We start from the raw sequence: 24,003 nt of genomic DNA, 5'->3' as shown, positions 1-24,003 counted from the left end.
ACAGAAGGAGATGGCGTATGAAGCAAATGGCAATCAAAGAGAATCCATTTTTGACGCGTCTGGATTATCAGCGGGCATTGGAAGACATGATCGCTCCTTTGCGAGAAGCGATCTTGGCAGATGACTATCCAGGATTGAATCTAGGTAGCAGTGGGGCCGTGTATGACCGAACACGGGCTGAGATGGAAGCGCTTGTGCGTCCTTTGTGGGGGCTGGCGCCTTATTGGAGGGTTTGCCCAGATGATCCGTTACGAGCAGCTTATGTGGAAAAAGTGATAGCAGGGACAGATCCTGAACACGCGTTTTACTGGGGAAGGATCACGGATTATGATCAATACATCGTGGAAGCAGCCGCATTGTCATTGACCCTATTGTTGCAAAAGGACGCTTTTTGGACAGCGTTGCCGCAGAAGAACCAGCGAAAGCTAGTGGCTTGGCTTTCCCAAGCACTTGAGTGCAAGATTCCTAAGAACAACTGGACATTCTTCAAAGTGTTGATACGCGTTGCCTTGTTTCACTGTGGGGAACCGTTGACAAAAGAAGCATTGTCCCAAGAGTTGGCATTGATCGATTCCATGTACATGGGCGATGGTTGGTATGTAGATGGGAAAACCACGCAACGAGACTACTACATTCCTTTTGCGTTTCATTATTATGGCTTGATTTACGCTACATTTATGCAAGACGAAGACCTAGAATGGGCGCAGCGTTTTAAAGAACGAGCCACGCTATTTGCGCAAGACTTCGTCTATTATTTTGATGAAGACGGTGAAGCCTTGCCCTATGGCCGCAGCCTGACTTATCGGTTTGCGCAAGGGGCGTTTTTCTCGGCACTGGTTTTCGCAGACGTCGAAGCGATCCCATGGGGACAGGTGCGAGGACTACTGGCGAAGCACTTGCGCAATTGGATGGCACAGGAGATTTTCACTTTCGATGGTCGCTTGTCCATCGGCTACCACTATGAAAATCATGTGATGGCAGAAGGGTATAATGCCCCAGGCTCGCCTTATTGGGGGCTGAAAACCTTTTTGCTTTTAGCGGTCGCAGAAACGCATCCTTTTTGGCGGGCTGAACCTGAGCCAATCAAAAGAGAGCCGCAAAAACGGATTGAAAAAGGCAATATGTTGCTGGTGCACAATGAAAAAAGCCATCATCTGTTGGGGTATCCTGCAGGCTTGATGCTTGAACAGCAAGCCCATGCTCAAGCAAAATACAGCAAATTCGTCTATTCGAGCAAACTTGGTTTCAGTGTGCCGAAAGCTGGCGTCACGTATGCCGAAGGCGCCTTCGATAGCACATTAGCTATTGCTCGAGATGGCAGCTATTTTCGCACGAAGAGCGCAGTCAGGGATTATCGAGTGACGGAAAAAGGCGTCTTTTACCAATGGGCGCCCTTTGAGGAGGTAGTGATTGAAACTGAGATTTATCCCTTTGGTCAGTGGCATGTGCGCGTGCACGAGTTGACGACGACGATTTCGTTGGACCTTCGTGAGGGCGGGTTTAGTGTACCGCTGACTGGACGGTTGCCTCAGGCCCAAACAGGACCGACCTGGAGTCGAGTCAGTGAAGGAGGCTTTTGTTCTCAAATCATCAACATCGAAGGCTATCAACAAGCCAGTATTGTTCAGCCAGAAGCCAATACCTCCGTCTTTTTTCCAAGAACTAGTTTTCCATACTTAGCACAACATATTCCGCCCGGGAAGCACCGTTTGATTTGTTTAGTCGGTGGTATCGTAGAAAAAGAAAGGAGCGATCCAAATGATTACGCTAGCAATAAAAAATAAGCAGGACCAGATGATCGTCGGTCGCATCGACCATGAAAAAGAACCCGCGCCGTTTCAAGTTTCTGGTGATGATTTGGCCGTATTAGCCATTAAAAACTATCCCTATGAGGAAGGAGATAAGATCGTCGTTGAGGTGACAGGGGAAAATCCGTATTATGTCCTTCAGCTTGATGAAACCTTAACACCGTCACTGATCTATCTTTCCCAATCCACTTGGGAATATCAGATCCCTTGGACGGAATCTCATCGAAAGTCCTCGGTGGAAACGGCCTTTGCCTCGCAGCGCCATCACCTGATGGTGCGTAAAGCCCATGCGTTTGAGATCACGAATTATCAAAATTTATCTTTCAATGCCCATGATCAAAAGTCAGCGACAGGGGCGTATCCTCATGCTTCAGCGAATGTGGAGACGCGAGATGATTCCGTCTTTTTTGCCAAGAATGCAATCGATGGAAAATATGGCAACCGATCCCACGGTTCGTATCCGTTTGCTTCTTGGGGCATCAATCAGCAAGCCGATGCTGCATTGACCATTGAGTTTGGTCGTCCCGTCTTGATCGATCGGGTTCGCTTCCTGTTACGGGCAGATTATCCCCATGATAGCTATTGGACCAAAGGGACCTTGGTCTTTGCTGATGGAGAAGAGCTGGTGGTGGAAACGACAAATACGGCGTCTTTTCAAGAAGTTCGTTTTCCGAAAAAAGAAACGACTAAGCTGACCTATAAAGAGCTGCAAAAAGCAGAGGATGATTCCCCGTTTCCAGCTCTTACACAAATCGAAGTATTTGGTTGGAACTGTTAAAAAAAAAGAGGACAAGAGCATGACAGGTCTGCATTTGTGGGCAGCTGTCATGCTCTTTTTTTAGGAATCAATGAAGGAAGGTCGCTTTTTTTGTTCGTTTACGTTATAATGATTTCAGTTAATATGTTAACAAGTTAAGGAGAGGGTAAACATGCGTCTGCAAGAGAACAAACAACGCTTGATCCTGTTAGGAGAAAAAGTGACCGATGTGTGGCTAGCGGATAAAATCACCGCGTGCATCCAACAGATCGAAAAAAATAGCCGGCGCTTTGGCACACAGTTTCCTTCAGCCTGTGCCACCAATGGCAAATACCGGCTGAAAGGCAACGATGATTGGACCAATGGCTTTTGGACGGGGATGTTGTGGCTCGCCTATGAGTGGACCAAAGAGAAGAACTTTTTGACTCGAGCAATGGAGAATATCGACAGTTTTCAAACGCGCTTAGACGATCATTTTGTATTGGATCATCATGATATCGGATTTTTATATAGCTTATCCGCCGGTGCTGGCTACAAGATCACTGGCGATGAACACTGCAAGCAAGAAGTCATTCAAGCAGCAGATGTTTTGTTGGCACGGTTTCAAGAAAAGGGGGAATTTATTCAAGCTTGGGGCACTTATGGCGACCCACAAGAATACCGCTTGATTATTGATTCGCTACTGAACTTGCCGCTTTTATTTGCAGCAACCCAATTGTCGGGAGAGCCTCGTTACGCAGAGGCCGCGAGTAAGCATTATCAGACAGTGCGAAAGACTGTCATCAAAAATGACGCCACCACCTTTCATACGTACTATTTCGATCCTGAAACGGGGCAGCCAAGTCACGGTGCGACGCATCAAGGAAATAGCGACCAATCGATTTGGGCACGAGGGCAAAGCTGGGCGATTTTAGGGCTTCCTTTAAATGAAAGCTACTTGCATAGCCAGCCTTTTCCAGAAAATTATCCGCAGATCGTGGAGGTGTTCTTAGCACATTTACCCGCAGATCTCGTGCCGTATTGGGACTTTGATTTTAACGACCAACATCCTGCTGAAAAAGACAGCTCAGCTTTAGCGATCGCGGCTTGTGGCTTGTTGGAAGCAGAGAAAATGGGTGCGTATCCTGATGCCAAAAAAATCGCTAAAGGGATGCTTTACCAATTAGGCGAGCAGTATGCAGCGAGCCAAGTGCCAGAAAATGAAGGCTTATTGCTGCATGGTGTGTATGCTCATGCGGAAGGCAAAGGCATCGATGAACCCAATCTTTGGGGTGATTATTTCTATTTAGAAGGATTGATCCGATTGGCATTGCCTAATTGGCGAAGATACTGGTGAAGGGGAAGACGACATGCGAACGTTTGAGATAAAAGAAGATTTTTTGTTAGATGGAAAACCAATCAAATTGATCAGCGGAGCGATCCATTATTTCCGCATGACACCGGCGCAATGGGCAGATAGCCTCTACAATCTAAAAGCACTGGGAGCCAACACAGTTGAGACCTACATTCCTTGGAATCTCCACGAACCTCGTGAAGGAGTCTACGACTTTGAAGGAATGAAAGACATTTGTGCTTTTGTAAAGCAAGCCCAAGCGCTAGACTTGATGGTCATTTTACGCCCGTCCGTCTACATCTGTGCTGAATGGGAATTTGGCGGGCTGCCAGCTTGGCTGTTAAACGAACCGATGCGGTTGCGCTCAACCGACCCACGCTTCATGGCAAAGGTGCGTAACTATTTCCAGGTCTTGCTGCCAAAGCTTGTGCCGTTGCAGATCACCCATGGGGGACCAGTGATCATGATGCAGGTGGAAAATGAGTACGGCTCTTATGGAATGGAAAAAGCGTATTTGCGCCAGACCAAGGAGTTGATGGAAGAATACGGCATCGATGTACCCTTGTTTACCTCAGATGGGGCATGGGAAGAAGTCTTAGACGCTGGGACATTGATTGAAGACGACGTCTTTGTCACAGGCAATTTCGGCAGTCGTTCCAAGGAAAATGCGGCTGTGATGAAAGAGTTTATGGCAAAACATGGCAAAAACTGGCCCATCATGTGCATGGAATATTGGGATGGCTGGTTCAACCGCTGGGGCGAGCCGATCATCAAGCGAGACGGTCAAGACTTAGCCAATGAAGTCAAAGAGATGTTAGCAGTCGGCTCCTTGAATCTTTACATGTTCCATGGAGGCACGAACTTTGGCTTTTACAACGGCTGTTCCGCTCGGGGATCGCTGGATCTACCACAAGTGTCCAGCTATGATTACGATGCTTTACTGACAGAAGCAGGAGAACCTACCGACAAATACTATCAGGTACAAAAAGCCATAAAAGAAGCCTGTCCCGAAGTGTGGCAAGCCAACCCACGGACCAAGCAATTAGCGGCATTAGGAACCTTTCCCATCGAAAACAGTGTCTCGTTATTGGCCATCAAAGACCAGCTGATGGCACCGCAAGAAAGCATGTATCCACTAACAATGGAAGCTGCCAGTACAGGCTACGGCTATTTGCTCTATTCGGTTCAGTTAAACAACTATCATCGAGAAAACAAATTAAAAGTGGTAGAAGCTAGCGATCGGCTGCATATTTTTACCGACGGCCAATTACAAGCGATCCAATACCAAGAGACGCTAGGCGAGGAGCTGCTGATCCAAGGGGCACCAGATAAAGAAACCATCGAGCTAGATGTCTTAGTAGAAAACTTAGGGCGCGTGAACTACGGGTTTAAATTGAATGGGCCTACACAAGCCAAAGGCATCCGTGGAGGTATCATGCAAGACATTCATTTTCATCAAGGCTATCGTCATTACCCATTGACGCTTTCCGCAGAGCAGCTACAAGCCATCGATTATCAAGCAGGAAAAAATCCGACACACCCCTCCTTTTATCAAACGACCTTCACGCTGACAGAGGTAGGAGATACGTTCATCGATTGCCGTGGGTATGGCAAAGGCGTCGTTATCGTCAACGGCATCAATCTTGGTCGCTATTGGCAACGTGGCCCCGTGCATTCCTTATACTGTCCGAAAGAATTTTTGAAAAAAGGCAGCAACAAAGTCGTGGTATTTGAAACCGATGGCGTGGAGATCAAGGAACTCGTTTTCTGTGATCAACCTGTCGTGGAATAAAAAAATAGAAGTAGAGACCCAAATTTACGCGGGCTCTACTTCTATTTTTGTTTTGAAATATTTCCAATGCTTGTAGCTGACGATGTATTCAGCGACACTTCCATCTGCTAAATAGGAGTGCTTGACTTGTTTGACCGCAGGCTCTCGGAAGCTCAGTTGCAATAAGTTCAACAATTCAGCGTCATCAGGAAAGACGATTTCGTTGGTTTCAACAGAAGCCAATGAGAAAAGGTCGATCGCAAAGTCTTTTCGGACCCGCTCATAAACACTGGCATATCGGTTGAGGTTTTTGGCGATCGGTTCTTTCATCAGCTTCTTCGGCAGATGAGTGATGTGAACCAAGAAAGGAACATCGCCAAAATAGCGGACCCGTTTGATTCGGTAGTAGGAAGCACTGGCAGCCAAGCCTAATTCTTTCAAAATCTCGGGGTCATTTCCTTCTTCCACCGCAAGAACCTTGACCTTTTCTTGGTCCAGTGAATGCAGCTCAATGTCGGAAAACTTCACACTCTGAGATACTTTTGCTTTTGAAACAAAGGTCCCTTTGCCTTGGATGCGATACAGATAGCCAGCACTCGTCAATTCATTCAATGCTTTGACTGCCGTGATCGAACTAACAGAATACATTCGCTTGATATCCGCCTCTGAATAAAACTTATCACCGGGAATGAATTTATGGTCTTTGATTTCTTGTAAAAGATCTTGCTTGATCTGCTCATACTTTGGCAACACAGTGGTTTCCCTCCATTCCATATGAATACATCAAGCATAACATGTTAAATCCTTTCCTGCCACTTAATTATTGTAGAAAATTCGTTGTTTTCCAGTCTGTACAGGCCTAAAAAATAAAATTCAATATGTTAAGATATTAGGTTTGCGTATGGCTTGCCATGTGGTATAGTATGCTTACAAGGAACATAACATGTTAAGTTGGGCGACCTACGGAGTAGGAGGGAAATTAGTGGAAAACATTGTATTGATCAGTCATGGCGGCATGGCAGAAGGGGTCAAAAGCAGTCTGGAGATGATCGTAGGCCAGCAAGCAAACGTTCACACCGTTTCATTACGACCAGATAGTGACAATCTGCAGTTTGAAAAAGAATTGAACGAGAAAATGAAAGCCCTTAACGGTTCGACATTGATTATTGCGGATCTATTAGGAGGAACCCCGTGCAACGTTGCAGTCAAGAATTATTTAGAGGATGACGAAGTGGCGATTTTCGCTGGAATGACATTGTCCGTAGTGATCGAGGCAGTCGTCAATCAACGAGCGACGATCAACGAGCTGCTTTGCTTAGCCAAAGAAAACATCGTTGATGTCAAAGCAGGGATGAACCAGGCAGAACAAGAAATTTTAGAAGAAAAGCAAGAGGAATTAGGGGATTACAGTGCGTATGCTGGGCAAGAAAATATCGTCAATAGTCGGATCGATGAGCGCTTGATCCACGGACAAGTCGCCGGTATCTGGTCCACCAGTTTAAACACGCAACGGATCATCGTGGCCAATGATGAAGCCGCCGCAGACCCATTACAAAAATCTTCTTTACGAATGGCAGCGCCAACTTCGATGCGACTTTCCGTCCTTCCAGTGGCAACTGCAGCCAAAAATATTCGCGCTGGTCGTTATGGCAAGCAACGGTTGTTTTTACTTTTCAAAAATCCCCAAGATGTTTTGCGTTATATTGAAGCAGATGGACCGATCAAAGCGATCAACGTCGGCAACATGAGCTACAAAGAAGGCGCACGGGAAGTGACCAAAAGCATTCAAGTGCTGCCAGAAGAAGAGCCGATCTTTGAAGCGATCGCCGCAAAAGGAATCACCGTCACGGCACAGCTTGTACCCAATGAACCATCGATCGACTTTATGAAGAAATTACGAGGATAAATCAGGCAGCGCTTCGATCGAGGAGAATATGTAGCGAAGGATTTGTCAAAAAACGAGTGTTTTTCACGATTTATCTGAGGCGACACAACGATCGATAACCAGCCAGTTAAGACTCGTTCATACAATTAGGAGGAAAATTCATGCATTTAGCAGCGTATCAAATCATTCTTATTACTGTTTATGCTTTTATTGCTATTAATGATTCACTTATTTCCAATACGTTGACCCAACCAGCGATCGCCGGAATGATTTCTGGAATGATCATGGGGGACTTGAAGACCGGTTTGATGGTCGGCGGTACCTTGCAGTTGATGCGTTTAGGGATCGCCGCATTTGGTGGTGCATCCGTCCCAGATTATTTTACCGGCGCAGTACTGGGGACAGCGTTTGCCGTGATCTCAGGAAACGGCGCGGAATACGGCATCGGCTTAGCAGTTCCAGTGTCCTTACTGATGCTGCAACTGGACGTCGTGGCTCGTTTTTGTAACGTATTTCTACTACACCGGATCGATAGAGCCATCGACAACATGCAAGTCAAACGAATCCCACGGTTAGTTTTATCGGGTTCTTTCTTATGGGGATTGTCACGGGCGATTCCGATTTTATTGATGCTTTTAGCTGGAGATGCAGTCGTTACGACGATTACCGATAACACGCCAGAATGGCTGATGACTGGACTAAAAACCGCTGGTGGCGTCTTGCCAGTCGTCGGGGTAGCGATCTTATTGCGCTACTTGCCAACAAAGCACTACATTCCTTATTTGTTATTAGGCTTCTTTTTAGCTGCGTATCTGCAAGTGCCAATGCTCGGAGTTTCCATCATTGGGCTCGTAGCAGCAATGTTAGTCTTTAAACGAGATAGCGAAAAAGGCACCGTTGCAACGGTAGCTGCTGGAGATTTTGAAGGAGGATATGATGGCGATGAGTGATCAAAAACTGACAAAAAAAGAGTTGAATACCATTAGCTGGCGCTATATTTTGGCAAGCCAATTAAACTGGAACTATGAGCGAATGATGAGTTCAGGCTACCTTTACGGTATCCTGCCCGTCTTGAAAAAATTCTATGGCCACGATGAAGCTCAGCTACAAGATATGCTGCGGACCCACAATCAATTTTTCAATACCAATGCGATCTTTGGGAACTTGATCATGGGGATCGATGTCGCGATTGAAGAACAAGACGGACACAAAGCCAAAGAAACGATCATCGCCTTGAAAACGGCCTTGATGGGTTCCTTAGCAGGTGTCGGTGACTCCTTGTTCCACGTGATTTGGGGAACGATCTTTGGCTCTGTTGCCGGCACATTGGCGCAAAATGGTTCCGTCGTTGGCTGTGTCATCTGGATCATCGCCAACATCGCGTTACTTTTCGGTCGGGCAGCGTTGCTTCCCCTAGGTTACAAACAAGGGATCAAATTAGTGACGACCTTGAAAGACAAATTATCGGCCTTCACCAATGCCGCAACCGTTTTAGGGGTCACAGTGATTGGAGCCTTGATTCCCTCTGTGGTCAAAGCAACTGTTCCCTTTGTCTATAAAAAAGATGGCGTCGAATTAGTGATCCAAGACACGTTGGATGCCATCTTGCCATCCCTTGTACCTATCTTGCTCGTCTTGCTGACCTACTGGATGTTAGGCCAAAAGAAACTAAATTCCACTCGAGTGATTTGGATCATCTTGATTTTGTCGATCGTTTTGAGTGCGTTTGGTATTTTGGGTTAGGATTAGCAGTAATAACTGATAGATAAGAATATGTAAATAGAAAAAGAGTGTGGAATATTTTTCCGCACTCTTTTTTATAAAATAATTTTCTTATTTATAATCATAAATAATTTGATTTTAACGAAAAACCGTTATATTTAATCCTATAAATCAAATATTTTAATTATTTTTATTATATAATGATTTAAAAGCTGCTTTTTGTTTGGGCAGTGGACTAGAAAAATGAGGATCTTTGGCTTGATAATTAATTGACCAATTCACAAGGGTCTTACGGTGATTATGGTGATAATCTACTATTAGTGATAAAGCTGCCACCAAGCAATTCATAAAACAGCTAAAGGAGTGGGTAGGATTTGCTTGCAGTCAGATATGATGAACTATCATTAGAGTTTGAAACAAATGAAAGCGTATTTTTCCCAAAAGGGTTAGATGCAGGAACGAAAGCAATGTTAAAAGAAGCAGTTATCAATGAGCAGGATAGAATTTTGGATCTGGGATGCGGTTATGGATTTGTAGGAATTTATCTGGCAAAAAGGTATCCTGAAGCAGCAGTTACAATGACAGACATTTCAGCAAATGCCATCGGCTTGACTACAAAAAATGCGCAACGAAATGAAGTAGCACCAGAGATCGTCTTAAGTGAAGGCTTTAAAGAAATCAGCGACAAAACGTTTGATGTTATTCTGTCTAATCCTCCGTACCATGTAGATTTTTCTGTGCCAAAGGAATTTATCGAGCAAGCCTATCGTCAACTGGCACTCAACGGAAAGCTATACATGGTGACCAAACGCCGAAAATGGTATGAGAACAAGATTCGCTCCGTTTTCGGTTACGTGAAAGTCACAGAAGTTGAGGGCTATTACGTATTTTACGCAGAAAAACGGGCGAAAAAGCCGTTAGTAAAAAAGAAAGAAAAAAAGATGTCAAAGAAGCTGCAACGGAAATATGGGAAGAGATAAAGGTGCCTTCTGCTGAAGGGCACCTAATATCGGGTATTTCACTAAAGTGTTAAATCCTCTCGTTTATTTTCTCCCATACAGCTGAATCAGCGTAATAACAATACTAGCTACGATCGTAATGATAATAATATTTTGGATGCCACTATTGGCAATAATGATTGAAGCCAGGCTACCACCAACAGATCTACCAAATTGATTGGCAGAACTATTCAGGCTGATTATCACATTTGATTTGTTCTGAGTTGCTTGAGTAATACCGGTATTTAACTGCAGCTCGAGAAGGAAATATCACGAATGCCGCTAATTTTTTACATGTGACCCAAATGATGAGTTCAAGACAATTGAAAAATTTAGAAGAGTTGGAGAAAAAAACTATCGGTACAAAAAAGAGGATTGATAATTGAGAGCGCCGATAAAATCGGTTGGAGTTGAATCTTAATTCATCATTATAAATATCTTTTCCGAAACATTAGAGAGTATCCCAACTTATATACTCTATCTTTTTTATACCTAATTGACTAGCAGCTTCAGCAAAATAATCAATATCATTAGTATTGTAGTAGGTAATATGCCAAAATACATTTTCGCTCGTTAGCTCAAAAATTTTTTGGAAATATGGTCTGTCTATTCCATTCATTGAGTGTCCTAATACATAAATATCTGTAACTTCTTCTAAGTTTTGCCTTTCAAAGAAGTTGTGATTTCTATTAATAATACTAAAATTTTTTTTTGCAGTTCTCTTAAAATATTTTTTCACATATTTTTCATTCACTAAGTTAACGCCAAAATCGTTTCCTTGCACGTTATATTCTTCATCATGACCCATAATCAATTTTTTCGGGGGTGAGCCGTGTATATGGAGAACATTGGGTATATCGTAAAGCGTTTCCAAAGTTGACGTGTAATTGAAAGATAGAAATTTATCTGTTTTACAAATAAGCTTGTCTATCTTCTCTATTTTTTCCATACTTTTAAGATTATGGCTAACTTCTTTTATCCACGAAGACAGATAGATGCTCGTTTTCATGCCAAATTCTAACATTGCTTCAATTTCTTTATTGGGACCTCCAGTATAATCATCTGGTGAGTTCCAATCCCTGTGTTCCTCAACAAGCTCTAAAGGTTCTAGGCTACCTATTATATTTTCCAATTCTGCCCAGTTATAATCTTCATTTGTTACATCTATCGTAAAATAAGTGACAGAATAATTTCTTATAACTTTGATTAGACCATCATACACTTCTCTATAGTTTTGTTTTAAAAATAAAACAAATTGACTATAATTCGTAGGGAGACCATGATGTAGATCAAAACCATTTCCAATTATAAATAGCTTCACTAATTACACACCTTCTCATCATCTTTTTCATTAAATGGATTAGATATAATATTTTATCCAATCTTTCGAAGAATACAGATAGACTATTTTTTATAAAAACGTATATGCTGTTATATTACCATGAGGATAATACACATTGTTACATTTTTCTATATAAAAAGGAAATAGAAAATTTACAGGCATAATTCTTTTTCTATGATATATTGTTTAAAAAGAGAAATTTTCAAACTCAAGGAGCTATTAATTATGAAAAAAGTAATAGGTGCAGTTAATTGTGAATGTTTTATGTGCAAAAATAATAATAGTTTTGATATGCCCAATGAAATTATTGAATCAGTTAAAAAGAAAGAATTAGTGTTATTTTGTGGAGCAGGGATAAGTACAGAATCAAAAGCGGTTTTACCTACATCTTTTTACATGGATACATTGACTTTCTTAAATAGCGAACATAACTTAAATTTAGATACAGATATTGCTTTCTCAGAATTGATGAGTAAATTTTGTAGTATCGTTCCTAATGGTAGGAAACAGTTAATAAGAAAAATAAATGAACGCTTTGATAGGGTTCAGTCATTTCCAGAACTATATAATTCTGCTACCAGATTTCATAAAGAGGTTTCGAAAATTCCTCAGATCAAAACTATTATAACTACTAATTGGGATGATTACTTTGAAAAAGAATGTTTAGCCACTTCTATTGTAGATAATAAGGATGTAGCATTATGGAATACTTTTGACCGAAGAGTATTTAAGGTTCATGGATCAATAAATAATATTGGATCGATTGTGGCTACAACTAATGACTATGATAAATGCTATGAAAGATTATCAAGTGAGCCAATAGGCGATCGTTTAAAGACTCTACTAGGAAGTAATTGTGTAGTTTTTATAGGTTTTTCTTTTGGTGATGAAGACTTAAATAAAATTATTGATATACTTTCTGAAAGATTGGATGATTTTGCTAATCAGTTTTATTTAGTGACAGTTGACAAATCATGGGAAAAGAATAGAGACTCTCGCATTATTCCAATAATAACTGATGGACAGTTTTTTATTCATTCATTACGAAATATCCTCATAGAAGAAGGAAGCCTTGTAGCAAATGACATCTATGATTTTGCAAGATACGCAAGTCAAGTTGCTTCAGATTTTCATACAGATTGGCTTAATGAAATTGATAATTTTAAAGAAAAACTTGCTTCTTTTCCAGAGATAATACTATCGATAGCGTATCAAGATGGAATGATACATGCGTATCAAAGATGTTATGCAAATAGAAAAAAAGGTGATTACTTGATTCCAGGTTATTTAAGTAAAATAGTAGCTTCATATCACAGTTTAGTAGGTCAACATGAAAAGAATAAAAATTATTTGCAAATGTATTACGATTTAGGTTATCAGGATGGATTGATTAATTTAGAAATATTTTTGGAAACAAATAATCACTTGATGCCACCTTTGTTTATATATGAAAGTGAAAATTTTGCTACAGAAAAAGAATTATTGGATTTTATAGTAGCTAATAGAAACTCTGAAATGTACCAGTTTTTGAAAGAGATAAGAGTACCTAATGATACAATTCCTCATTTTTATCCTTGGTATTGTTAAGGTTGGCTGCAAAATGGTAGCACTAACAAAAAAATAACCGTGAATCCTTTGAATATCAAGGGATTCACGGTTTTTTTATTATTCCCACTCTGTTTTCAACGTAAAGTGTATAAAACAGAATGCGATACTATCAAGGGAGTTAAAACAATATACAGAACAGTAAAACACTATAAATAAAAATAAAAGTGCAATAAAAGTGCAATTTTTGCACCTAATCATACTCTGTTTATATATGAAAACTAGATTCTGAATCCAATATTTGGTTAACGAGAGGCGTTCGAATTTGAACGTCTTTTATATATTACTTTCAAATAAATATGAGGTAGAATACTATCTATTTTCTTTTTAACCCAATTGTTATAATGGAGAGTGTAAAATATTTTGTGTAAATAGAAAAAAGGAAGTCCCTTCTGTAGAATAGAGTTACCACAACACATTCACAGAAGAGAGGACTTCCCTATGAACGATTTTACTACAGAAATTCTAAAGACTCTAGCGAACAAAGGCGATTTGAATGAATTATTCCGTGTCCATTTGGAGAAAGCAGTCAATACGCTTCTCAAAACGGAGTTAACGGCTTTCCTAGATTACGAAAAGTATGATCGCATTGGTTTTAACACGGGTAATTCTCGTAACGGCTCCTATGACCGTACGGTCAAGACCGAGTATGGGGAACTTCATCTCCAGATTCCGCGCGACCGCAATGGTGAGTTCAAGCAACAGACTGTTCCTGCTTATAGACGGACGAATGACACGTTAGAGGAGACCGTCATTCACCTCTTCCGAAAAGGTATTACCATGTCGGAAATCGCAGACTTGATTGAGAAAATGTATGGGCATTACTACACGCCCCAAACCATGTCCAATATAACAAAATCATTTACAGAAGAGGTAACGGCGTTTAATGGGCGGGAGCTTCATGACCGTTATGCTGCTATTTATATGGACGCAACGTATATTCCGTTAAAGCGGAAAACCGTCGCCAAGGAAGCTATTCATATCGCAGTTGGCATTCGCCCGGACGGATCAAAGGAAGTATTGAGCTATGCGATTGCACCGACTGAATCCATCACGATTTGGGAGGAAATTTTATTGGACCTTCAAGAGCGCGGTTTGAAAAATGTCCTCCTGTTCATCACGGATGGCTTAAAGGGGATGGTAGGAGCGATTAGTCGGTTCTATCCCAAAGCTCGTTTTCAACATTGTTGTGTACACGTTTCCCGTAATATCAGTCATAAAGTGCGTGTCGATGATCGTAAGGAAGTCTGTGATGATTTTAAAATGGTGTATCAAGCCTCATCTAAAGAGGTGGCGTTGGAAGCACGTGGTACTTTTGCGGAAAAATGGAAAACCAGCTATCCAAAAGTGGTTGAATCGATTCTTTCGAACGATCACTTGCTCACTTTCTATGATTTCCCCTTGGCCATACGCAAGAGTATTTATTCTACGAACTTGATTGAATCCTTTAATAAACAAATCAAGAAATACAGCCACCGCAAGGAACAGTTCCAAAATGAAGAGTCGATGGAACGTTTCTTAGTCTCGTCTTTTGATACTTACAACCAAAAATTCCTAGGTCGCAGTCATAAAGGTTTCCAACAGGCCGAAGGCGAGCTCGAACAAATGCTAAGCCAACTGATTGAGAATTAGAAACAATCTGCAGTAGGGAAGAATCATTTACACAAAATTATTGACGCTCCCTTATAATGAGAACTTTTACTAACATAATTTATGATAAACTTACTATATAATCATATTAATTAAATAGTTAGGAGATCTGCTTATGTTTATATCTACTCTTCAAATTCGAAATTTTAGAAATTATGAATCCGAAATCTTTCGATTCGATAATGAGACAAATACTATTATAGGTGAGAATGATTCAGGGAAAACCAATGCTCTTACTGCATTGAGAATCTTATTAGATGATAGTTATTACTATAGTAGTAAAACACTAAAAGAATCAGATTTTTTTCATGGAATTCAAAATGGGTGGCAAGGGCATTGGATTATTATCTCTGCGACATTTGAAGGAATCAGCGAAGAAGAATTTGACAATGAGATTTGTGCTTCCATTTCTTTAAATTCTGAAAGTCAAACAATCTTAGAAGAATTGATTTCAAATGCAGATAAAGGTGTAGGTAGTATTTCTCTATTTATTAGACCTAACAAAGCTATTAGAAAGCAATTATTTGATATTTCCACTGAATTAGACTCTCATCAATTTAACGAATTTAGAAATTCTATTCGTCTATCCGACTATGAATTTTACTACACATCTAAATCAAATCTAAATTTCTGTATCAATGAAAATTATGATAAATTGGTAGGAAGACTCAATGACAATATAGCTAGTAATCCTGAAGAAGACGATGAAGCTCTGTTGGGCTCAAGAATTGACATGTCAGATATTTTCAAGCATATTTCGGTTGTTTATGTTGACGCTCTTCGAGATGTTCTTAGAGAAATGAAAAACAATCGAAACCCAGTCAAAAGAATCATGGAAACAATTGAATCAAAAATATCATCAGATAATGTTGAGTCATTAAAAACAATTATACAGCAATTAAATGAGACTATTACCAGTGTTCCTGAAATTAGGAAAATTGGCGAAAATATTAATCGGCAACTAAATAGCATAATTGGTTCAGTGTATTCTCCTAATCTTCTTCTTTCCTCAACTATGTCAGATGATATGGGTTCTTTAGCAAAATTTCTTTCAATGAAGCCAGAACAAAATATCGACTTAGACTTACTAGGGTTAGGACATCTAAATATGATTTATTTAGCTTTGAAAATAGTCGAATTTGAAGCGTGTCGTTCAAGAGAACTACTTAATATTATGTTGATTGAAGAACCAGAAGCTCATATTCATCATCATATTCAAAAAACTCTGTTCGAAGGATTAAATCTTCAAAAAAACTATACTCAGATTCTCATGACCACACATTCTGTACATTTAGCTGAAGTGTCTGAAATATCTCGGATGAATGTATTAAAATCGTTTAATGGCAAATCTATCGTTATGAATCCAGCAAATAATCTGAACTCATTTGCTAAAGAAAAGTTAAAAAAGAACAATCTAAATCTAATAAACGCAGTAGAGAGATATTTAGATGTTAAAAGAAATGGATTGCTTTTTTCTAAAGGTGTTATCTTAGTTGAAGGAGATGCTGAAGAAATACTTATTCCTCAAATAGTAAAAAAATTATTTGGTATAAACTTAGACGAACTTGGAATAGGTTTGATTAATGTTGGTAGTACTTCGTTTGAATATATCGCTAGCTTGTTTGACGATGATAGAATACAGAGAAAGTGTGCTATTGTAACTGATTTAGATGAACAGGCAATCCCATCAGAACATCGATTGTATAAAAGCACTGCACAAGAGAAAGGTCAAGCAAGAAAAGAAAAATTATCCTCCCTTTTTAATGAAAACAATTGGGTTAATTGTTTTTATGCTAATACAACATTTGAAATTGAGTTTTTAGATGTGAATAAAGAAAATATTCTAACTTATGTCAGTCCAATTATAGATGACGCATTCAAAGATAAAAAAACAATAACTGCTTATAAAGAAGAAATACAAAGTGAACAATATTTAGAAAGAAATTTAGCGATGTTAAAACTAGCCAATCATGTTGGTAAGGGGTGGTTTGCAATTGAGTTAGGTGAAAAAATTGACTTTTTAATCAAAATTCCTAAGTATATTCTTAATGCTATTGCTTTTGCATGTCAGGAAATAGTAGATCTCTCAATTTATAAAAAAATTCTACTCCATACAATCGACTTGTACGAGGAAACTACAGAATTGTCAGCTTTATCAGCTAGTTTAAAAACAAGTGATACAGCTGATTTGAATATAGCAATAATTTCTTTATTAGAGTACTTTGGTAAAGATGAGGATGTTGTGTATCTAATCAATCAGATAGAAAATTACACAAAAATACTTTATGCTGAGGTTTCAAAATGACAAATATCTTCGAAAAAATCGTAAATGATTTAAATTTAGAACAAAAAGATGTTGTGGAAAGTGAAGATAACCTTTATGTAAATGCATGTCCTGGGAGTGGGAAAACAAGGGTACTTACAAGGAAAATTGCTTACCAAGCAATTAAACACGATGGATCACTAAAAAGAATAATTGCTATCACATACACTAATAGAGCTGCTGAAGAAATTAAGGAACGCCTAAGTTTACTTAGTATAGATGATGATATTAATATTTGGGTGGGGACAATACATCAGTTTTGTCTTGAATTTATTATTTATCCTTTTAAAATGAATCTCTCAAGAGTATCAAAAGGATTTACAATTATTGATGATTATACTCAAAGAGCTTACGTCAGCCAAATTAATAATATGCTGAATTTAAATCTCAAAACGTATGAACTGAACAAAATTGATTTGTCACTTTCTCATGATTTTAAAATTAATGAAGTTCAGTATACTCAAGTTTCTGAAATGTATCACACTATGTTGGAAAAAAATAAAGAAATTGATTTTGATATGATTTTACTAGTAGCGTATAAAATTTTAACTGTAAACAGTAACGTTGCACGTAATATTGCTAGTAATATAAGGGCGATTTATGTGGATGAATTTCAAGATACTAGAGAATTACAATACAATGTAATAGCTAAATTACTTCAAAACAACCCTCAAATTCAGTCAATGTTTGTTGGAGATATTGACCAAGCAATTTATGGATCATTAGATGGTATAGCTAAATCAGTTGAAGAACTAGAAATGCTAACTAGTCACACTTTTCAATCAAAGACGCTACATGGCTGTTACAGGTCTAATCAGAGATTAGTAGACTTCTACTCTAATTTTCAGAGTTGTCCTTACGAGATTGAAAGCAGAGGGAATAATAAAAACGACCGTGGTTTTATAAGTTATGATTGCAAAGTTACTAAGGAGGATTTACCCAACATAATAAAAAATATAATAAAGGAAAAGATTGAAAGCGGCATTCATGAAAAAGATATTTGTGTACTTGCTCCTCAACACTATCCTCTGTTTTCACTGGGTGAGTATTTAAAGAAAGAATTACCGTATTGCAATTTTGATGCTATAAATATATCACCAATTAAGGTAAATAATCATAGTTTATTTTTCAAGTTAGCAATTTTGTACTTTACTGAATCAGGTGAAAAGGTTCGAAGAAGAAAGCTAATTGCAAACGATATTTTAATTATATTAAAAAATGAATTTGGAATAGAAGTTAAAGATTATTTTATTGACTTAGATTTATTACAGCTAATAAACAGTGTGAAAAGAATGTATAGTGGAGACGACAACGGTGTTGATTTATACAAATTTGTTACCAAACATATATTTGTTAATCTTAATATTGACGAGAAAAATTACCCGTCTATTTTTAAGCACTATCTATTTTTTATTAACGAAGTAGAAGATCGGATAAAAAATAATTCATTATCTAGTAGTGTATCTAGTTTTAAGAAGATGTTTAAATCTCGAGATGGTATCACACTTACTACAGCACATAAAGTTAAAGGAAATGAGTATGATACTGTTATCGCTATTAATCTTCTAAACGGGAAAATTCCTCATTGGAATGAAATTTTTAATGTTTCTGATAAAGGAATTAGTTCAGCGAGAAAACTACTATACGTAATTTGTTCAAGAGCAAAAAATAATTTATTTCTTTTCTCAGAGGTGGGTTATTTTACGAGTAAAGGAGACTTGCTTTATCCCACTCAATTATTAGATAAAATAGAATTTGATTATAATATTTAAAATACCTAGGTAGTCGTTGTTTTAAATATAGTAGGAATCGGACGCTCAGTACGGAGCGTCTATTTTTTTACCCAATTTTGAAAGGAAGTGAACTTATGAAAATAAAAAATCAAGAATCAAAAGGTCGCTCTCCCCCCTTTAAAACCATCACACAAATAAGATTCATTCAAACATAAAAACAGAAAGGATAGGTAAAAATATGGAACTTAAATATGTCATTCCCAATATGGAAAAAACATTTGGACAATTAGAATATGCTGGTGAAGGGAACATTGAACAACGTCGAATAAATGGCAGACCAACCATTCTCTCTCGTAGTTACAATTTATACTCAACGATTCAACGAGCAGATGATATTGTTGTCATTCTTCCCTCCGAAGCTGGCGAGAAACATTTTGAATCCGACGAAAAAGTCAAACTCATCAACCCACATATTACCGCAGAAGGTTATAAAATTGGCAATCGAGGATTTACCAATTACATTATGCACGCAGACGATATGGTGAAAGCATAAGAAAGGAAAGGTGAAAAAATATGAGATTAGCAGAAGGTATTGTGATTGAAAAAGACCAGACATTTGGCACATTGAAATTTTCCGCCTTGCGTCGTGAGGTTCGTATCCAGAATGAAGATGGTACGGTTTCCGAAGAAATTAAAGAACGTACCTATGACTTAAAATCAAAAGGACAAGGACGCATGATACAAGTCAGTATCCCCGCTTCTGTTCCTTTGAAAGAATTTGACTACAACGCAGAAGTGGAATTAATCAATCCTGTGGCAGATACCGTAGCGACGGCTACTTTTCGAGGGGCAGACGTTGATTGGTACGTGAAAGCAGACGATCTTGTATTAAAAGGACAGACAAAACCTCATCAGAAATATAAAAAAGAAGCGTCCGAAAGTGAAAAATAGGTGTTGCTTATGACAAACACACCATTGATTTTGAAAGAAATTCCGAAGGATGAAGCCATTTCTTTTATTCGGCAATACCATTATTCAAAGATACTCCCTAGATTGTGTAAATACTTTCTAGGGATTTTTTCAGAAGAAAAATTATTAGGCGTTGTGGAATTAGGCTGGGGTACGCAACCCCTACAAACCATACGCAAACTCTTTCCCGACAGTTCCCTTCAAACCACAGATTATTTAGAAATTGGAAAGATGTGTTTTCTTCCAGAAATGAATCAAACCAATTATTTTGGCAGTCAAGCTCTTTCAGCTCTAATTAAGTGGTTGAAAGAACATACGGACTGTCATTTTTTATATACACTGGCAGATGGAATTGAGGGAAAATGTGGCTATGTCTATCAAGCGTCCAACTTCTTTTACTGCGGGTATTTCAAGACAAGTGTCTATCGTGATAAGCAGTCATGGGAAAAGATACACCCTCGAAGTGCTCGCCTTTTATTAGAGGAAAATGCTCGCTTTGAACAGGTAGAGAAAAAGCATTGGCTTTCCCAGGCATTTTGCGAATACAAAGGGATTGAGAAAATCAATGGACGCATGTTTCGCTATCTCTATCCGTTGACAAAAGAAGCGAAAAAACTGTTAGGACACACTCTCTATCGACGTCATTATTATCCGAAAGAAAAAAATTTACGCTTTGAAAAGCGAATCGCTTATCAGAAATATGAAGCCATTTCTCAACCAACTTTTGATAAACAGGCTCGTATCTACAATACACAATTATTTTGATAGGTGGAAAGGAGGATTTTTATGCCATTGCTTCATGACAGAGGAGAGCGAATCAAAGCCAACGATAAGCACTTGGTCTATCATTTTGTACTAATTTCATTGCTGGTAGTTTTTCTAGTCGTCCTACTCCCTTTTCATTGGAGAGCGTTACAATCGGTGAACTGGCAAGCAGTTCAGTTAGATACATTTTTCTATCAACTTCATACGCCATACTTTTGGAGCAGTATTCTCACTGCTCTTTTTGTATGCGGACTTATCAGCTGGCTTTATTATCACTATCGTATAGATTCTATAAAACAGTTAGAGCACCGTCAAAAGTTAGCTCGTATGATTTTAGAAAATCATTGGTATGAAGCCGAAGAAACTCAATCAGAGGGATTCTTTAAAGATTTACCCAGCAAGAAAACCAAACAACGAATCCGCCATTTTCCTAAAATATATTATCGAATGAAAGATGGACTAATCCATATTCATGTAGAAATCACCTTAGGGAAATATCAAGATCAGCTTTTGCACCTAGAAAACAAACTAGAAACAGGATTGTATTGTGAATTAGTGGAAAAAACGTTGAAAGATTCTTATGTAGAGTATGTCCTACTTTATGATACTATTGGCAATCGAATTGGCATTGAAGACGTGGTAGCTCAAGATGGACGTGTCAAATTGATGGAATCGGTCTATTGGGAGTTCGATTCTCTCCCTCACATGTTAATTGCTGGGGGCACTGGTAGTGGAAAATCCTATTTTATTCTCACATTGATTGAATCTCTCCTGCATACAAATGCAAAGCTTTATATTCTTGACCCTAAAAATGCTGATTTGGCAGACTTAGGGGCGGTCATGAATAATGTCTATTACCGTAAAGAAGATATGTTGGCATGTATCAATCAATTTTACGAAGATATGATTGATCGCAGTGAAACCATGAAACAACACCCTAACTATAAAACAGGAGAAAATTATGCTTATCTTGGTTTGTCTGCCAATTTTCTTATTTTTGATGAATATGTGGCAATGATGGATATGCTAGGTCGTGAAAGTACCACCGTTATTCATAAACTCAAACAAATTGTAATGTTAGGACGACAAGCAGGCTTCTTTTTAATTCTTGCCTGTCAACGTCCAGACGCAAAATATTTTAGTGATGGGATTCGGGACAACTTTAACTTCCGTGTGGCTTTGGGTCGTATGTCTGAAATGGGCTTTGGTATGATGTTCGGAAGCGATACACAAAAACAATTTTTCTTAAAACCCATCAAGGGAAGAGGTTACGTGGATACAGGAAAAAGTGTGATTAGTGAGTTTTATACACCCCTTGTACCAAAAAGGTACGATTTCTTAGGAGAAATAGGAAAAGTCATTCAAAAAAAGCAATCTGAGCCTGTACCGCACGAAGTGAAAGGTACAGGTTCAGACTTGCTTTGATTGGTGTGGCGTTAGCCACGCCAATCCTTTAGCCCCCTCTATCTAACAGGGGGGCACAAATACAACTGAAAACAGGCAATTCTCATCAACCAATGTTGATGGTACAAAGGATTGCGGAAAATATGAAAGGTGTAAACTCAAGGGTCATAGTTTACATCTTTTTTAGATTGGAGGTTTGCGAATGGAAAACGAAAAAATTTGGATTAAGGAATTGAAAGAAAAGCGACTGGCTTATGGCGTTTCTCAAAATAAACTGGCGGTTGCTTCTCATATTACCAGACCTTACCTATCGGATATTGAAACAGGCAAGGCAGTCCCTACTCAACAGGTGAAAGAAGATTTACTGAACGCTTTGGAACGCTTCAATCCCGATAACCCATTGGAGATGTTATTCGACTATGTACGGATTCGATTCCCTACCAATGATGTGGCTCAAATTATCGGTGAGGTTTTACGTTTGAATATGGATTATATGCTACACGAAGACTTTGGCTATTATTCTTATCCCGAACACTATCGTTTCGGTGATATTGTTGTCCTAGTCTCTCATGATGTAAGTAAAGGTGTTTTATTAGAACTGAAAGGAAAAGGCTGTCGGCAATTTGAAAACTTTCTATTGGCTCAACATCGGAGCTGGTATGATTTCTTTCAAGATTGCATGGAACATAAAGGTATTTTCAAACGCTTGGATTTAGCTATCAACGATAAAACAGGGATTTTGAATATTCCAGATTTGGCAAAGAAATGTAAACAGGAAGAATGCATTTCCGTCTTTCGAAGCTTTAAAAATTATCGCAGTGGTGAATTGGTTCACCGTGATGAAAAACCATACATGGGAAACACACTTTATATTGGCTCATTAAAAAGTGAAGTCTATTTCTGTATATATGAGAAAGATTATGAGCAATACGTGAAAAATGATGTTCCCTTAGAAGACGCAGAAGTAAAGAATCGGTTTGAAATTCGGTTAAAAAATGACCGAGCCACCCAAGCCATGAAAGATTTATTGGCACATCAACAGGCGGAAAAAACAGCCTTTGAAATTATCAATCGCTATATCCGCTTTGCAGATAAAGACGACACTAAACGTCGGAGTGATTGGAAAACTAATGAACGTTGGGAATGGTTTATCGGTAAAAATCGTGGAGCATTACGCCTAACCACACAGCCAGAGCCTTATTCTTTTGAACGAACATTGAACTGGTTACATCATCAAGTCGCCCCTACATTAAAAATCGCAAGCATTTTAGATGTTCTCAACGGTACAACCATTATCTCCACCATGATTCAGGAAGCCAAACTGACAGAAAAACATGAGAAATTAATTGAACAACAACATCTAGCCATGGAGGATTTGATTACATGAGCCTTTTAACAAAAGAATTAAAGAAGTTAGGGTTTCAGTGTGGCATTGAGTTTCAAGCGTATATACAAAATACAGGGAAATATACGTCTCTCATTATTGAGGGAAAACGGCAAGCTGGTGATACCATCTATACCTATGATTTTTACAAGGTGAGATTTTATAATAATTATACCAATCGAGTAACCGTCTATGGAGAGCATTTAACCCCTTTTCAATTATTAAGGCGTGTAAAAAGCTATATCTATTATCGAGAAAAATATCTTAAGGAAAGGAGGACAATCACATGAATTTTGGGCAGAATTTGTACAACTGGTTCTTGGATAATGCACAGTCATTGGTATTGTTAGCGATTGTTGTCATTGGACTGTTTTTAGGTTTTAAACGAGAATTTTCAAAACTCATTGGCTTCTTGATTATTGCTCTAATCGCCGTCGGACTTGTGTTCAATGCAGCTGGCGTGAAAGATGTGTTATTAAACTTATTTAACCGAATCATTGGTGCTTAACAGATATTTTTCATGATAAAATAGGAAGTATATATTTTGTTATGAA

21 protein-coding genes and 1 pseudogene are annotated in these 24,003 nt (G+C 38.8%); 20 read left to right on the top strand and 2 right to left on the bottom strand.

Annotated features, from left to right (window positions below; genetic code table 11):
* Positions 1–17 precede the first annotated feature (17 nt).
* The 4 genes from IGJ05_RS10215 (at position 18) to IGJ05_RS10200 (ending at position 5,690) form a co-directional block, all read left to right on the top strand.
* On the top strand, positions 18–1,784 hold the full coding sequence (locus IGJ05_RS10215) for a DUF2264 domain-containing protein (RefSeq protein ID WP_266166221.1): 1,767 nt from the start codon (positions 18–20) through the stop codon (positions 1,782–1,784).
* On the top strand, positions 1,759–2,586 hold the full coding sequence (locus IGJ05_RS10210) for a DUF7402 domain-containing protein (protein WP_266166220.1): 828 nt from the start codon (positions 1,759–1,761) through the stop codon (positions 2,584–2,586). The genes IGJ05_RS10215 and IGJ05_RS10210 overlap by 26 nt, the downstream gene beginning before the upstream one ends.
* Before the next feature lie 151 nt (positions 2,587–2,737).
* Positions 2,738–3,901, top strand: a complete 1,164-nt coding sequence (locus IGJ05_RS10205; RefSeq protein WP_266166219.1) for a glycoside hydrolase family 88 protein — start codon at positions 2,738–2,740, stop codon at positions 3,899–3,901.
* Positions 3,902–3,914: 13 nt separating this feature from the next.
* On the top strand, positions 3,915–5,690 hold the full coding sequence (locus tag IGJ05_RS10200; RefSeq protein WP_266166218.1) for a glycoside hydrolase family 35 protein: 1,776 nt from the start codon (positions 3,915–3,917) through the stop codon (positions 5,688–5,690).
* Between the two features lie 24 nt (positions 5,691–5,714).
* On the opposite strand, the gene IGJ05_RS10195 is transcribed toward IGJ05_RS10200, so the two are convergent.
* Positions 5,715–6,422, bottom strand: coding sequence for a GntR family transcriptional regulator (locus IGJ05_RS10195; protein WP_060791605.1), 708 nt, complete (start codon positions 6,420–6,422; stop codon positions 5,715–5,717).
* A 190-nt stretch (positions 6,423–6,612) separates the two neighbouring features.
* Here IGJ05_RS10195 and IGJ05_RS10190 point away from each other — a divergent pair, with 190 nt between their 5' ends.
* The 5 genes and pseudogenes from IGJ05_RS10190 to IGJ05_RS10170 all read left to right on the top strand — a co-directional run.
* Positions 6,613–7,575 (top strand): PTS mannose/fructose/sorbose transporter subunit IIAB, encoded by a 963-nt coding sequence (locus tag IGJ05_RS10190; RefSeq protein ID WP_266166217.1) that lies wholly within the window; start codon positions 6,613–6,615, stop codon positions 7,573–7,575.
* Between the two features lie 140 nt (positions 7,576–7,715).
* Positions 7,716–8,504 carry a PTS mannose/fructose/sorbose/N-acetylgalactosamine transporter subunit IIC gene (locus IGJ05_RS10185; protein WP_266166216.1) on the top strand — a complete coding sequence of 263 codons (789 nt, stop codon included), beginning with the start codon at positions 7,716–7,718 and terminating at the stop codon, positions 8,502–8,504.
* Positions 8,488–9,297 carry a PTS system mannose/fructose/sorbose family transporter subunit IID gene (locus IGJ05_RS10180; RefSeq protein ID WP_266166215.1) on the top strand — a complete coding sequence of 270 codons (810 nt, stop codon included), beginning with the start codon at positions 8,488–8,490 and terminating at the stop codon, positions 9,295–9,297. Before IGJ05_RS10185 ends, IGJ05_RS10180 begins: the two co-directional genes overlap by 17 nt.
* A gap of 353 nt (positions 9,298–9,650) precedes the next feature.
* The gene (locus tag IGJ05_RS10175) at positions 9,651–10,256 is read left to right on the top strand and encodes a class I SAM-dependent methyltransferase (protein ID WP_266166214.1); all 606 of its coding nucleotides are present in this window, start codon (positions 9,651–9,653) and stop codon (positions 10,254–10,256) included.
* Positions 10,257–10,534: 278 nt separating this feature from the next.
* A pseudogene (locus tag IGJ05_RS10170) lies at positions 10,535–10,660 on the top strand (helix-turn-helix domain-containing protein); the annotation flags it as partial.
* A 65-nt stretch (positions 10,661–10,725) separates the two neighbouring features.
* Here the strand turns inward: IGJ05_RS10170 and IGJ05_RS10165 are convergent.
* The gene (locus IGJ05_RS10165) at positions 10,726–11,595 is read right to left on the bottom strand and encodes a bacteriophage abortive infection AbiH family protein (RefSeq protein ID WP_266166213.1); all 870 of its coding nucleotides are present in this window, start codon (positions 11,593–11,595) and stop codon (positions 10,726–10,728) included.
* Between the two features lie 246 nt (positions 11,596–11,841).
* On the opposite strand from IGJ05_RS10165, the gene IGJ05_RS10160 reads away from it, so the two are divergent.
* The 11 genes from IGJ05_RS10160 (at position 11,842) to IGJ05_RS10110 (ending at position 23,957) form a co-directional block, all read left to right on the top strand.
* Entirely contained in the window at positions 11,842–13,203 is a 1,362-nt protein-coding gene (locus IGJ05_RS10160) for an SIR2 family protein (RefSeq protein ID WP_266166212.1), read from the top strand.
* 459 nt (positions 13,204–13,662) lie between these two features.
* A complete protein-coding gene (locus IGJ05_RS10155; RefSeq protein WP_000997694.1) occupies positions 13,663–14,853 on the top strand; it encodes an IS256-like element ISLgar5 family transposase in 1,191 nt (396 codons plus the stop codon).
* A gap of 133 nt (positions 14,854–14,986) precedes the next feature.
* Complete coding sequence (locus IGJ05_RS10150; protein ID WP_000470931.1) at positions 14,987–17,176, top strand: ATP-dependent nuclease; 2,190 nt, start codon at positions 14,987–14,989, stop codon at positions 17,174–17,176.
* On the top strand, positions 17,173–18,966 hold the full coding sequence (locus tag IGJ05_RS10145; protein ID WP_000181735.1) for an ATP-dependent helicase: 1,794 nt from the start codon (positions 17,173–17,175) through the stop codon (positions 18,964–18,966). The genes IGJ05_RS10150 and IGJ05_RS10145 overlap by 4 nt, the downstream gene beginning before the upstream one ends.
* 199 nt (positions 18,967–19,165) lie before the next feature.
* Positions 19,166–19,480, top strand: a complete 315-nt coding sequence (locus IGJ05_RS10140) for a YdcP family protein (RefSeq protein WP_000421279.1) — start codon at positions 19,166–19,168, stop codon at positions 19,478–19,480.
* A 20-nt stretch (positions 19,481–19,500) separates the two neighbouring features.
* Complete coding sequence (locus IGJ05_RS10135; protein WP_001234191.1) at positions 19,501–19,878, top strand: YdcP family protein; 378 nt, start codon at positions 19,501–19,503, stop codon at positions 19,876–19,878.
* A gap of 9 nt (positions 19,879–19,887) precedes the next feature.
* Complete coding sequence (locus IGJ05_RS10130; protein ID WP_000185761.1) at positions 19,888–20,661, top strand: hypothetical protein; 774 nt, start codon at positions 19,888–19,890, stop codon at positions 20,659–20,661.
* Between the two features lie 21 nt (positions 20,662–20,682).
* Entirely contained in the window at positions 20,683–22,086 is a 1,404-nt protein-coding gene (locus IGJ05_RS10125; RefSeq protein ID WP_001130244.1) for an FtsK/SpoIIIE domain-containing protein, read from the top strand.
* Positions 22,087–22,267: 181 nt separating this feature from the next.
* Positions 22,268–23,452: a MobT family relaxase gene (gene mobT / locus IGJ05_RS10120; RefSeq protein WP_000426689.1), complete on the top strand. Its 1,185-nt coding sequence runs from the start codon at positions 22,268–22,270 to the stop codon at positions 23,450–23,452.
* Positions 23,449–23,739 (top strand): hypothetical protein, encoded by a 291-nt coding sequence (locus tag IGJ05_RS10115; protein ID WP_000055376.1) that lies wholly within the window; start codon positions 23,449–23,451, stop codon positions 23,737–23,739. Before mobT ends, IGJ05_RS10115 begins: the two co-directional genes overlap by 4 nt.
* Positions 23,736–23,957 (top strand): hypothetical protein, encoded by a 222-nt coding sequence (locus tag IGJ05_RS10110; protein WP_001009054.1) that lies wholly within the window; start codon positions 23,736–23,738, stop codon positions 23,955–23,957. Before IGJ05_RS10115 ends, IGJ05_RS10110 begins: the two co-directional genes overlap by 4 nt.
* Positions 23,958–24,003: the final 46 nt, after the last annotated feature.

Origin of the sequence: Enterococcus sp. AZ167 (assembly GCF_051714025.1) — a bacterium.
Lineage (GTDB): Bacteria > Bacillota > Bacilli > Lactobacillales > Enterococcaceae > Enterococcus_D > Enterococcus_D casseliflavus.
Note: the sequence above shows the minus strand (reverse complement) of the source record. Positions and strands in the feature narration are given on the sequence as shown.